General features: G+C 64.4%; 8 protein-coding genes. 5 read left to right on the top strand and 3 right to left on the bottom strand.

Going from position 1 to position 12,107, the window contains the following annotated elements; all coding sequences use genetic code 11:
• The first annotated feature begins 86 nt into the window (after positions 1 to 86).
• Positions 87 to 1,172: a GGDEF domain-containing protein gene (locus JL100_RS09615; RefSeq protein WP_228421166.1), complete on the top strand. Its 1,086-nt coding sequence runs from the start codon at positions 87 to 89 to the stop codon at positions 1,170 to 1,172.
• A 511-nt stretch (positions 1,173 to 1,683) separates the two neighbouring features.
• Here JL100_RS09615 and JL100_RS09610 read toward each other — a convergent pair.
• The 3 genes from JL100_RS09610 to JL100_RS09600 all read right to left on the bottom strand — a co-directional run bounded on the left by JL100_RS09610 (position 1,684) and on the right by JL100_RS09600 (position 7,622).
• Entirely contained in the window at positions 1,684 to 3,297 is a 1,614-nt protein-coding gene (locus JL100_RS09610) for a peptide chain release factor 3 (RefSeq protein ID WP_202683666.1), read from the bottom strand.
• A 44-nt stretch (positions 3,298 to 3,341) separates the two neighbouring features.
• Positions 3,342 to 4,754, bottom strand: coding sequence for a DEAD/DEAH box helicase (locus JL100_RS09605; RefSeq protein WP_202683667.1), 1,413 nt, complete (start codon positions 4,752 to 4,754; stop codon positions 3,342 to 3,344).
• A gap of 390 nt (positions 4,755 to 5,144) precedes the next feature.
• A complete protein-coding gene (locus tag JL100_RS09600; protein ID WP_202683668.1) occupies positions 5,145 to 7,622 on the bottom strand; it encodes a glycogen/starch/alpha-glucan phosphorylase in 2,478 nt (825 codons plus the stop codon).
• Positions 7,623 to 8,065: 443 nt separating this feature from the next.
• Between JL100_RS09600 and JL100_RS09595 the strand changes: the two genes are divergently transcribed.
• The 4 genes from JL100_RS09595 to JL100_RS09580 all read left to right on the top strand — a co-directional run bounded on the left by JL100_RS09595 (position 8,066) and on the right by JL100_RS09580 (position 12,045).
• Positions 8,066 to 9,061 (top strand): GNAT family N-acetyltransferase/peptidase C39 family protein, encoded by a 996-nt coding sequence (locus JL100_RS09595; protein WP_323378462.1) that lies wholly within the window; start codon positions 8,066 to 8,068, stop codon positions 9,059 to 9,061.
• The gene (locus JL100_RS09590) at positions 9,062 to 10,546 is read left to right on the top strand and encodes a RimK family protein (protein ID WP_202683670.1); all 1,485 of its coding nucleotides are present in this window, start codon (positions 9,062 to 9,064) and stop codon (positions 10,544 to 10,546) included.
• A 460-nt stretch (positions 10,547 to 11,006) separates the two neighbouring features.
• Positions 11,007 to 11,480, top strand: a complete 474-nt coding sequence (locus JL100_RS09585; RefSeq protein WP_037456424.1) for a sigma-70 family RNA polymerase sigma factor — start codon at positions 11,007 to 11,009, stop codon at positions 11,478 to 11,480.
• Between the two features lie 331 nt (positions 11,481 to 11,811).
• A complete protein-coding gene (locus JL100_RS09580; protein WP_201071281.1) occupies positions 11,812 to 12,045 on the top strand; it encodes an anti-sigma factor family protein in 234 nt (77 codons plus the stop codon).
• The last annotated feature ends 62 nt before the right edge of the window (positions 12,046 to 12,107 follow it).

Here is a 12,107-nt window from a genome sequence, read left to right as displayed (position 1 = left end):
TAGCCGACAAAACGTTGGCGAATATCGATGGTGACCTTTCCCTGGCCCAGGTCCATGATCTGATACAGCCCAGGGGACACTCGCCCGTGATACAGCGGCGCCGCGCCGCGCTCATCGTTTCCCGGGCCCGGATCGTCGCCGGTGTCTTCTCGATCCTGACGCCGCTCTGGATCGCCATAGACATGTACCTGTTCGCCTGGCCGGAATGGGGCTATCTCGCGGCGCTGAGGATCGGCGCCAGCATAGCCTTCGGCGCGCTGGCGCTTTACTACCGCGGCGGCGAGGGGATGAAGCAGGCCTGGGCGGCGCTGGCATGGCTCCTGTCGGTGCCGACGCTCTTCTTCATCGCGTCGCATCCGATGGTCAACCAGTTCGACCCGGACAGCCCCGCGGCCGCCATAGCGGCCGGCTATGCCTTCCTGCCCTTCGTGATGTGCGCCGGCCTCAGCGTCTTCCCCATCACGGCGGTGGAAGGGATCATCTTCGCGACGCCGTTGCTGCTGGCCCACCTGACCGCCGGTGTCTATGGCTCGGCGATCTTCCCGTTCAACTCCTATCTCGGGGCCATGTGGCTCCTGCTGCTGCTGTCCTCCGTCGCGACGCTGGCGGCGATGAGCCAGCTCCATTTCCTGATGGCGCTGGTCAACCAGTCCTCCCACGACAAGCTGACCGGCGCCTATGCCCGGCGGATCGGGGAGGAGATGCTGAACCTCCAGTTCGGCAACGCCCGGCGGAACAAGCGCCCGTTGTCCCTGGTGTTCGTCGACCTGGACGATTTCAAGAAGGTGAACGACCGCTTCGGCCATGAGGAGGGGGACCGGGTGCTGCGCGACGCGGCCCAGTCCCTCCTGAAGGGACTGCGGCAGGGCGACTTGGTCATCCGCTGGGGCGGGGAGGAGTTCCTGATCGTCATGCCCGACACCGACACGCCGGGCGCGTTGACGGCGATCCGGCGCCTGCGCGCCGACGGTCTCGGCGTGAGGCCCGACGGCAAGCCCCAGACCGCCAGCATCGGCATCGCCGAAGCGATCACCGAAGCGCTGGAAAGCTCCACCCAGCTGGTGGAGATCGCCGACCACCGCATGTACGTGGCCAAGCAGTCCGGCAAGAACTGCATCTGCACCGGCGAGGACGGCGCTCCGGTCGTCGGCGAGGAGCTGGAGACGGCATGAACCGTGGTACCGGCTTGGCTGACAGTTTGCTTTGCCACAGATGACGGCGATGGACAAAGATAAGGCTCGGGCCATCTCTACGGCTGTCCGGCAAGATGATTGCTCAATGCGAAAAAGCCTTGCCTACAGGCAGAAGCTCTCCCTTTCGTCATGACCGGACTTGATCTACGGCTGTCCTGCACGGTTGTCGCGTCAGGGCCAAAAGGTTGAGCTATGGGCAGAGGCGTCCCTTTTCGTCATACCCGGACTTGATCCGGGTATCTCTCTGCACGGCGGCGCTGATGGAGTCTGCAAGCGATGACCGGGTCAAGCCCGGTCATGACGATAACAGGGTGAATGCTCTGCCGGAAAAGAATCCTTCGGTTGCCGTGGATCATCTCTGGCCACCGGTGTCTCTCTCAGGTCATCCTGGGGCAAGGCAGTAATCATTCCTTTCCACAGATGAACGCAGATGGACACAGATATTTACGAATGACTATCTGCGGCCATCTACGTGTATCTGTGGCTAGCTTTACTGCGCGGCGGCCTGCTGGACGATGCGGTTCTGCTCGCGAGTCTTCAGGAACTGCACCTTGGGGAAATCATCCTGGGTGCGGTTCATGTGCCAGGAATTGCGCGACAGGAAGACCAGCGCGCCGTCATGGTCCTCCGCCAGATTGGCCCGGTTGGAGTCGACGAAGCGCTTCATCTCGACCGGGTCCTCGCACTCGATCCACCGGGCGGCATCGACCGAGGCCGATTCGAACCGGGCGGAAATGCCGTACTCGGCCTCGATCCGCGCCGCGAGCACCTCGAACTGGAGCTGCCCGACCACGCCGACCAGCCAGTCCGACCCGAGGAGAGGCTTGAACACCTGGCTCGCCCCCTCCTCCGCGAAATGCTCCAGCGCCTTCCGCAGGTGCTTGACCCGCATCGGGTCGTCCAGGCGGACCCGCTGCAGCAGTTCCGGAGCGAAGCTCGGAACGCCGGTGAACCTCAGATCCTCGCCTTCGGTCAGCGTGTCGCCGATCCGGAGCGAGCCGTGGTTGGGGATGCCGATGATGTCGCCCGGCCAGGCATCCTCGGCCAGTTCCCGGTCGCGCGCCAGGAACAGCACCGCGTTGTTGACGGCGAGCTGCTTGCCGGAGCGCATGTGCTTCAGCTTGACGCCGCGCCGGAAATGGCCCGAGCAAAGCCGGAAGAAGGCGATGCGGTCACGGTGGTTGGGGTCCATGTTGGCCTGGACCTTGAACACGAACCCCGTCACCTTCGGCTCGATCGGCTCGACCTGGCGCCCGTCGGCCGGCTGCGGCCGCGGTGGCGGCGCCAGTTCGCCCAGGCCCCTCAGCAGCTCCTGCACACCGAAATTGTTGATGGCGCTGCCGAAGAAGACCGGCGTCAGATGGCCGGCCCGGTAGGACTCGAGATCGAACTCCGGGCACAGGCCGCGCGCCATCTCGACCTCCTCGCGGAGCGTCGCAACCGCATGGGCCGGCAGAAGCTCGTCGAGCTTCGGGTCGTCCAGGCCCTCGCACTTGATGCCCTGGCTCGCCACGTCGCCCTGACGCTTGTCCATCAGGATCAGCTGGTCGCGCAGCAGATCGTAGCAGCCGAGGAAATCCCGGCCGGACCCGATCGGCCAGCTGGCCGGCGTCACGTCGATCGCCAGCGTCTCCTCGATCTCGCTGATCAGCTCGAACGGGTCGCGGGCCTCGCGGTCCATCTTGTTGACGAACGTGATGATCGGCACGTCGCGCAGCCGGCAGACCTCGAACAGCTTGCGGGTCTGGCTCTCGATGCCCTTGGCGGCATCGATTACCATGACGGCGCTGTCGACGGCGGTCAGCGTGCGGTAGGTATCTTCGGAAAAGTCTTCGTGGCCCGGCGTGTCCACCAGGTTGAAGGTCCGGTTGTCATAATCGAAATTCATGACGGACGCGGTCACGGAGATCCCGCGCTCGCGTTCGACCTTCATCCAGTCGGACCGGGCGCGACGCTGCTCGCCGCGCGCCTTGACGGCGCCGGCAAGCTGGATCGCACCACCGAACAGCAGAAGCTTCTCGGTCAGGGTCGTCTTGCCGGCGTCGGGGTGCGCGATGATCGCGAACGTCCGGCGCCGGGAGACGGCATCCTGCAGTTCATCCATGAGCTGCCTCCCTGGCGTTTCGTACCCCGGAGATCCCGTCGGCCTTAGCTGGCCGACGAGTAGCCGCGACGGCCGCCGCCTGCGGAATGGTCGCGGTCACGGCGGACCGGATTGTAGCCGCCGCGCTCGCCATGGGGACGATCGCCGCCGGCATGGCGATGCTCGGCATGGGGCCGGTCACCGTGGCCATGACCCCGGTCGCTCCGCTCGCCTTCCGGGCGACGCTGGCCGCCGAAACCGCCGCGCCCCTGGGGAGCACCCTGGCCGCCGCTGCGGTAGGGCCGCTTGTTGTAGCCGCCCGGGCTGGCGCTGCGCGGACGCTCACTCGGCTCCAGGCCCGGAATGACGTGGTTGGTCAGCGGCTTGCCGATGAAATGCTCGATCGCCTTGACCTGCTTCCAGTCGCTCCGGGTGAAGAACGAGTAGGCGGTGCCGGATGCGCCGGCCCGGCCGGTGCGACCGATGCGGTGGACGTAATCCTCCGCGATCTTCGGCAGGTCGAAGTTGATGACCTGCGTGATGTCGGAGATGTCGATGCCGCGGGCCGCCACGTCGGTGGCGATCAGCAGGCGGATACGGCCCCGGCGCAGGTCGTCGATCGTGCGGTTGCGCTGGTGCTGCTTCATGTCGCCATGAAGGGCGCCGGCGGCATGACCCTTGGCGCAGAGCTCCTCGGCCAGGCGGTCGGCATCGCGCTTGGTCGCGGCGAAGACGATCATCTTGCCCTCGGCGTCCGTGGACACGAGGTGGTCGAGAAGGCGGTGCTTGTGCCCCAGGTCATCGGCCCGCAGCAGGCGCTGGTCGATGGTGTCGTGGCTGACGTTGCGGCCCGCGATGTCGATCCGCTCCGGGTTCTTCAGCAGACGGGCGGCGAGCCGCTCCATCGGACCGTCGCAGGTCGCGGTGAACATCAGGGTCTGCCGGCCCACCGGGCAGGCGGCGGCGATCTGCTCGACCGGCTCGATGAAGCCCATGTCGAGCATGCGGTCTGCTTCGTCCAGCACCAGCAGTTCCAGGCCCGACAGGTTGACGCGGCCCCGCTCCAGGTGGTCGATCAGACGACCCGGGGTGGCGACGATCAGGTCGACGCGCCGCTCCAGCATGCGGAGCTGCTCGCGGTACGGCATGCCGCCCAGGATCACGCCGGTCTGGACACGGTCGAACTTGGAGTACTTGCGGACGGCGTCCAGGATCTGGGTCGCCAGTTCGCGGGTCGGCGACAGCACCAGGACGCGTGGTCCAAAGCTGCCGGCCGGGCGCGGCGTCTTCAGCTTCTGAAGGGCCGGAAGGACGAACGCGGCGGTCTTGCCGGTTCCGGTGTTGGCCGAAGCGACCAGATCCCGACCAGCCAGCGCCAACGGAATAGCCTTTTCCTGGATCGGAGTCGGCTCGTTGTAGCCGGAAGCCTCAACGGCTTGCAGAATGGTCGGGTGGAGGTCGAGTTCAGCGAAAGTCATAGTCAAAAACGTAATCCTCGGTACGTGAGTCCTCGCGGCCAAGGCTTGCGGCCAAAACCGTGGGACAAGACAAGGCGGCGCTCCCATCGGCGTTTACGGCCGGGGGGCGTCGCGCGTAACGAGCGGCTGCTTTCGGAAAATGAGGGAGCGGGGCGATCGGGCGATAGTCGCGTCCGAAGGTCCAGCAATACAATATCCGCAAGGCACGAGGGGCCGAAATGCGGATACGGCACCATGCCGACCGTCGGGGGCCCAAGCCACTCAACAGGGCTGTAGATAGCACCTTTCCTGGAAATTACCAGAGGCGATTTCGAGGATATGTGCGGCTGCGGCAAGCTGGCAGGGGAGGGGCGGTCCACAGCCCCTCCCCTGCCCCTGCTGCTACGTCCCTTACTCCTGGGGCAGGACGGGAACGGCGTCCCAGATGTCCCGGGCGTATTCGCCGATGGTCCGGTCGCTGGAGAACCAGCCCATCGACGCGGTGTTGATCACCGCCTTGCGGGTCCACTGGTCCGGGTTTCGGTACAGGTCCGCGACGGCCTCGTGGGCTTCGCGGTAGGCCTGGAAGTCGGCCGTCACCAGGAACGGATCGCCGCCGTCGGTCAGGGACTGGATCAGCGGACGGTACCGGTGCGGGTCGTCGGGCGAGAAGACGCCGCTGGCGATCATGTCCAGGGCCCGCTTGAGCGGCGGGTTGGCCGCGATCACCTCGCGCGGGTTATAGTTGCCGTGGCGCAGCGAGCCGGCCTCCTCGGCGTTCAGGCCGAAGATGAAGATGTTCTCCGGACCGACGGCCTCGCGGATCTCGACGTTGGCGCCGTCCAGCGTGCCGATGGTCAAGGCGCCGTTCAGCGCCAGCTTCATGTTGCCGGTGCCCGACGCCTCCATCCCCGCGGTGGAGATCTGCTCCGACAGGTCGGCCGCCGGCATGATCACCTCGGCCAGGGTGACGTTGTAGTTCGGCAGCAGGGCGATCTTCAGCAGGCCCCGGACGGCGGGATCCTGATTGACCACCTTGGCGACGTCGTTGATCAGCTTCAGCACCAGCTTCGCCATATGATAGGACGGAGCCGCCTTGCCGGCGAAGATCTTGGTCACCGGCACCCAGTTGACCGTCTGGCTGTCGCGCATGTCGTTGTACAGCGCGATCGTCTGCAGCACGTTCAGGAGCTGGCGCTTGTACTCGTGGATGCGCTTGACCTGAACGTCGAACATGCTGTCGACCGACACCTCGACGTTCAGCTCCCGCGCGATCAGCGCCGCCAGGCGCTTCTTGTTCTGGCGCTTGGCCCGGCGGAACTCCTCGCGGAACACCTCGTCCTCGGCCCGCGGCTTCAGGGCCTCCAGCTCTTCCAGGTTCCGGATCCAGCCGCTGCCGATCCGGCTGGTGATCAGGTTGGACAAGGGCTTGTTGGACTGGTGCAGCCAGCGGCGCGGCGTGATGCCGTTGGTCTTGTTGTTGATCCGGTCGGGAAACTCCCGGTGCAGGTCGGCGAACACGGTCTGCTTCATCAGCTCGGTGTGCAGGCCGGCGACGCCGTTGACCTTGTGGCTGCCGATGAAGGCCAGGTTGCCCATGCGCACGCGGCGGTCGCCGTTCTCGTCGATCAGCGACACCCGGGCCAGCGTCCCGCTGTCCACGGACTTGCGCGCCTGCACCTTCTGCAGGAAGCGGCCGTTGATCTCGTAGATGATCTGCATGTGCCGCGGCAGCACCCGCTCGATCAGCCGGACCGGCCAGGCTTCCAGGGCTTCGGGCAGCAGGGTGTGGTTCGTGTAGGAGAAGGTGCGCTGGGTGATGTCCCAGGCATGGTCCCAGTTGAGCGCGTGCTTGTCGACCAGCAGGCGCATCAGCTCGGCGATACCGATGGCCGGGTGCGTGTCGTTGATCTGGATCGCCGCCTTGCCGGGCAGCTCGTCGAAGCCGCTATGGTGCTGGGTGTAGCGGCGCAGGATGTCCTGGAGCGAGGCCGACGTGAAGAAATATTCCTGCTTGAACCGAAGCTCGCGGCCGGCGTCGGTCGCGTCGTTCGGGTACAGCACCCGGCTCAGGTTCTCCGACAGGATCTTCTGTTCGACGGCCTTCATATAGTCGCCGTCGTTGAAGTGGCCGAAATGGAAGTCGCTGGTCGCGCGGGCCGACCACAGCCGCAGCGTGTTGATGGTCCTGCCGCCGTAGCCGACCACCGGGGTGTCGAACGCCATCGCCAGGACGCGCTCGGTGTCGACCCACTTGTAGGCGCGCTCGCCCATGCTGTCCCGGGTCTCCTCGACCCGGCCGTAGAACTGCACGGGATAGAGCACTTCCGGACGCGGAAATTCCCACGGGTTGCCGAACTGCAGCCAGTGCTCCGGATGCTCGACCTGCCAGCCATGCTCGAACCGCTGCTCGAACAGGCCGAACTCGTAGCGGATGCCGTAGCCGTAGCCCGGAAGTCCCAGGGTCGCCATGCTGTCGAGGAAGCAGGCGGCGAGCCGTCCGAGGCCGCCGTTGCCCAGGGCCGCGTCGGGTTCGACGTCGACGATGTCGTCCAGGCGCATGCCCAGGCCGTCCAGCGCCTCGCCGACCGCCTGCATCACGCCCAGGTTGGCGAGGCTGTTGGTCATCAGGCGGCCGATGAGGAATTCCAGCGAAAGGTAATATACCCGCTTGGCATCGGCCTGGTAGTAGTTCCGGGTGGTCTCCATCCAGCGGTCGACCAGGCGATCCCGCACGGCGAAGGCCGAGGTGGTGAACCAGTCGCGGCGGGTCGCCGAGCGGCTGTCCTTGCCGACCGTGTAAACCAGGCCTTCGAGGAAGGACCTCTTGAAGGCTTCGGTGTCCAGGCCCCGGTGTTCCAGGTTCCGCGGATTGTAGCGAGCGTCCATGGATACGCGACTTTCTGCTGCAAACTTCGTGAATCGGATCGCGCGCCCCCTCGTGCCACGCGAATGATTAACCGTGTACCGCTTTTTTAGTTAAGACTTCCTAAGCATTGCTATCCGGATCTCGGCGCCCGGTTCATTCCGCAGCATCTTCCCTGGACCTGTGGAGAGAGTAGGATGTGACGTCACCGGCCATGCCGGCGCGTATCCCGTAGGGCAAGATGCTGGACCATATCACGCATACCAAGGTAATCCACCGAAGTGCGGCGGCAAATACGATCAGACGCGCTACCGTTTCGGATATCGGGGCGCTTTTGGAGGTCGAATGCCGCTCCTTCGAGTCGGATCGCCTCACCCGACGCAACTTCAATTACCTCCTCAAGCGCGGTAACGCCGTCTGCCTGGTCGAGACCCATGGGGTCGGAGCCGGCGGCGAGGAATCGCCGATGTCCGGCCGCATCGCGGGTTACGTGCTCCTGCTGTTCAACGCCGGCACCTCGCTGGCACGGCTCTACTCGTTCGCGGTCGATCCGGATTTCCGGCGGCAAGGGGTAGCCCAAAGGCTGCTGGCGGAAGCCGAGCGCGAGGCGAAGGAACACGAATGCGTCTATCTCAGGCTGGAGGTGCGGCGCGACAACGAGGCGGCGATCGAGCTCTACCGCCGCGCGGGTTACCGGGAGTTCGGCATCTACCGCGACTATTACGCCGACCATATGGAAGCGTTGCGCCTGGAAAAGCGGTTGACCGACGCCACCGGTCCGCGGGGCATCCGGGTGCCCTATTATGAACAAACTTTGGATTTCACCTGTGGCCCGTCGGCCCTGATGATGGCGATGAAGGCCCTCGATCCCTCGCTCGACCTGAACAGGGCGCTGGAGCTTAGGATCTGGCGGGAATCCACCACCATCTTCATGACGTCCGGACATGGCGGCTGCGGTCCCTACGGCCTGGCCCTGTCGGCCTGGCGGCGCGGCTTCGGCGTGGAACTGATCCTCAACGACGACCGCGCGCTGTTCCTGGACAGCGTGCGCAGCGAGGAAAAGAAGGAGGTGCTCCGGCTCGTCCAGGAGGACATGCAGAAGGACATCGCGGAAACGGACATAGCGGTCAGCTACCGGAGCTTCGGCGCCGCCGAACTGACCGATCTCGTGGCGTCGGGGGCGATCCCCGTGGTGCTGATCAGTTCCTACCGGATCTACCACGAGAAGTTTCCGCATTGGGTGGTTGTCGCGGGATGCGACGAACGGTTCTTCTATGTCCACGATCCCCTGGTCGAGACAGCCAAGCACACCAGCGACACGGATCGCGTCAACATGCCCATCCTCAAGAAGGACTTCGAGCGCATGGCCCGCTACGGCAAGGCCCAGCTCAAGGCCATGGTCGTCCTACGACCCCGCCGGCAAGGACCCGGCCGGGGTCAAACCCGGCAGGATCAACACTGAATGTCGTCCCATCTGATCATCGTCGACAGGTCCTCCACCTTCAAGTTCGATCGCACCGACCTAGAGATCATCACCACCAAGGACTACATCGCCAGGCCCGAAGCGGTCCGGACGCGCAATCCGAAGATCGTCAATCTCAGCCGGGCCTACAGCTACCTGGGCGCCGGCTACTACTGCTCGCTGCTCGCCGAGGCGCGGACCCAGAAGATCATCCCGTCGGTCAAGACCATCCTGGACCTCAGCCAGAAGAGCATCTACCGCTACGCCCTGCCCGAGCTGGAGGAGCTGCTGCGCCGGCGGCTGAAGCGCATGGCCCAGCCGCCCGAGGCGTCGTTCACGCTCTACAGCTTCTTCGGCAGCGCCGACGACCGCCGGTTCCAGGATGTGACCCGGCGCGCCTTCGACGTGTTCCGCTGCCCCATGCTGAAGATCCAGATCCGCCTGAAGGACGACTGGCACATCCATTCGCTCCAGCCCCTGTCGCTGGACGACCTGCGTCCCGACCAGGAGGACCATTTCCGCGCCTCGCTCGACGCCTATACCAAGGCGACCTGGCGCGAGCCGACGGAGAAGGCGCCGCCCCGCTACACCATGGCGATGCTGCACGATCCCAAGGACGAGCTGCCGCCCAGCAGCGCCAAGACTCTGCAGAAATTCATCAAGGCCGGGGAGGCGCTGGGCATCGCCATCGAGCTGGTCGAGAAGAAGGACTATCTGCGCCTCGCGGAATATGACGCGCTGTTCATCCGCGAGACCACGTCGCTGGACGACCACACCTACCGCTTCGCCAAGAAGGCGGAGAAGGAGGGCATGGCGGTGATCGACGATCCCAACTCGATCCTGCGATGCACCAACAAGGTCTATCTGGCCGAACTGCTTCGGGCCAACAAGGTGCCGGCGCCGAAGACGATCATCGTCGACAAGGCGAAGGTGGCGACGATCGAGCAGGACATCCCCTACCCCATCGTCCTGAAGATCCCGGACGGCTCGTTCTCGCGCGGGGTCTATAAGGTGCAGAACCGGGGAGAATTGGAGGCTACCGCCGCAACGCTGTTCGAAGAGTCCGACGTCATCCTGGCCCAAGAGTTCATGTATACGGAGTTCGACTGGCGGGTCGGCGTGCTGAACCGGCAACCGATCTTCGTCTGCCAATACTTGATGGCGAAGAAACATTGGCAGATCGTCAAGCACAACAGCGACGGCCGTTTCGAACAGGGCTCCTTCAAGACCATGCTGGTGGACGAGGCGCCGAAGGCCGTCGTCGAGATCGCGGTAAAAGCGGCGGGCCTGATCGGTAACGGTCTCTACGGAGTTGATCTGAAGCAGAACGATCGCGGCATCTTCGTCATCGAGATCAATGACAATCCGAACATTGATACGGGCGTGGAGGATCTCAGATTAAAAGATGAATTGTATAAAATTATCATACGCGAGTTCATAAGACGTTTGGATGGTCGGACAAACGGTGAAGCCGGGCGCGGCTGATCGATATACCGCTTATTTGCACTTCCCCTTATAATTTCTTTGCTCGGCTCGGTTGGAACATTCGCAAACGGCCCACGTTGAAATCGCACCAACACCGGAGCAACCGGGCCGGCGCCAGGAACTGGAGCCACCGGGCATGCTCCGCAGCGCCGAGGGATCGACAAGCCGACCGTGACCAGCATGGACCGCTCATGAAGTAAAGTTGAAGGACCGGGTCCGCCAAGGCGCCGATATCTGCGCCGGATCCGGGGAGGGCCGGCTGCCACCGGCACTCCAGGGCGAAGCTTTGCCCGCACCGCGGGACAAGCTCACCTCCGCCGACCAAGACCCGGTGAGGCACCGGGCGCTCCAGGACCTGCCAGTCCGGACCGCCAAGGACCAAACCCACTCCCGACCGCTCGAGGGCGCAGCACCAGACCCCGGGGCCGCCCTCCCAGAACAGAGACCATTGGAGCGTACTATGGCTTACTCGTTCGACATGGAACTAGTCAACTGCATTCCCAACCTGCAGCGCTATGCCTGTAAGCTGACCCGCGACGCTTCGAGCGCCGAAGACCTGACCCAGGATTGTCTGGCGCGCGCCCTGTCGCGGTCCCATCGCTTCGAACCCGGTACCAATATGCAGGCATGGCTGACGACCATGCTGAAGAACCTTCACTTCAACAACCTGCAGCGCGACAAGCACGTCACCAAGGTCGAGCTGTGGGACCATGCCATGTCGGTCGAGCCGTCCCAGCTCTCCCGCCTGGTGTTCCGCGACGTCGACCGCGCCTTCGACAGCCTGACGCCGTGCCAGCGGAAGGTCGTGCGGCTTGTCGCGATCGAGGGCCGTCCCTACCAGGAAGCGGCGGAGAAGCTGAACGTCTCCATCGGCACGATCCGGTCTCGCCTGTGCCGGGCGCGCGAGCGGCTGAACACCCTTATGGCAGCCTGACGGGGAGGCTGCCCGCACGCGCTGCGGCTCCTGCCGAACGCCGGACGGGAGTGCCCGGAACAGGACTTCTCCGGGCATCTCCCGCCGGAACAAGGAGAGGGGAAATTTGTTTAGGTCCCGACGCCACGATTGTAGCCGGTTCAGCCGCTTCTTCATGCATACCGGGAGGTCGCGGTCCGCGAACGCCATTGCGGATACCGGGTGGTTTAGCGTAAATGGCATGGAAGTGCTTGACGGCCTCGATAGTGCTCATAGTCCATCAGGAGACCGCCTGCTTCGGTTTTTCCCGTTGCGGGGTGAACCGCCCCTAGTAGCGCCGGGATGCATACCAATGAAGCGACTGACCATGAGCGATATCAATGCCTATCTTGATGGCGCGCTGAGCGACGAGGAGAAACGGGAGGTGGAGTTGGTGATCAAGACCGACATCGAAGCCGCCGCCCTGCTCCAGCAGTATCGCCAGCACGTTCAGGAGCTTCACCGGATCTATGACGGCGTTCTCAATGAACCGGTACCCGAGCGTATGCTCGATATTCTCCGCCGGCGCAGGTCGGAAGGAACCTGACCCGCCGGTCCCGGTGATCCGGTTCAAATCTTCAAGGCGCAAAAGGAACCCAGATCGGGACG

This window comes from Skermanella mucosa, from assembly GCF_016765655.2.
In the GTDB taxonomy this organism is placed as follows: Bacteria; Pseudomonadota; Alphaproteobacteria; order Azospirillales; family Azospirillaceae; genus Skermanella; species Skermanella mucosa.
The sequence above is the reverse complement of the archived record's forward strand: the minus strand, read 5'-3'. Positions and strand labels throughout refer to the sequence as shown.

Excerpts from the sequence above, each read along its gene's own strand:
- JL100_RS09610 (WP_202683666.1), bottom strand. The coding sequence starts at position 3,297 with ATGGATGAACTGCAGGATGCCGTCTCCCGGCGCCGGACGTTCGCGATC.
- JL100_RS09605 (WP_202683667.1), bottom strand. The coding sequence starts at position 4,754 with ATGACTTTCGCTGAACTCGACCTCCACCCGACCATTCTGCAAGCCGTT.
- JL100_RS09600 (WP_202683668.1), bottom strand. The coding sequence starts at position 7,622 with ATGGACGCTCGCTACAATCCGCGGAACCTGGAACACCGGGGCCTGGAC.
- JL100_RS09595 (WP_323378462.1), top strand. The coding sequence starts at position 8,066 with ATGTCCGGCCGCATCGCGGGTTACGTGCTCCTGCTGTTCAACGCCGGC.
- JL100_RS09590 (WP_202683670.1), top strand. The coding sequence starts at position 9,062 with ATGTCGTCCCATCTGATCATCGTCGACAGGTCCTCCACCTTCAAGTTC.
- JL100_RS09585 (WP_037456424.1), top strand. The coding sequence starts at position 11,007 with ATGGCTTACTCGTTCGACATGGAACTAGTCAACTGCATTCCCAACCTG.
- JL100_RS09580 (WP_201071281.1), top strand. The coding sequence starts at position 11,812 with ATGAAGCGACTGACCATGAGCGATATCAATGCCTATCTTGATGGCGCG.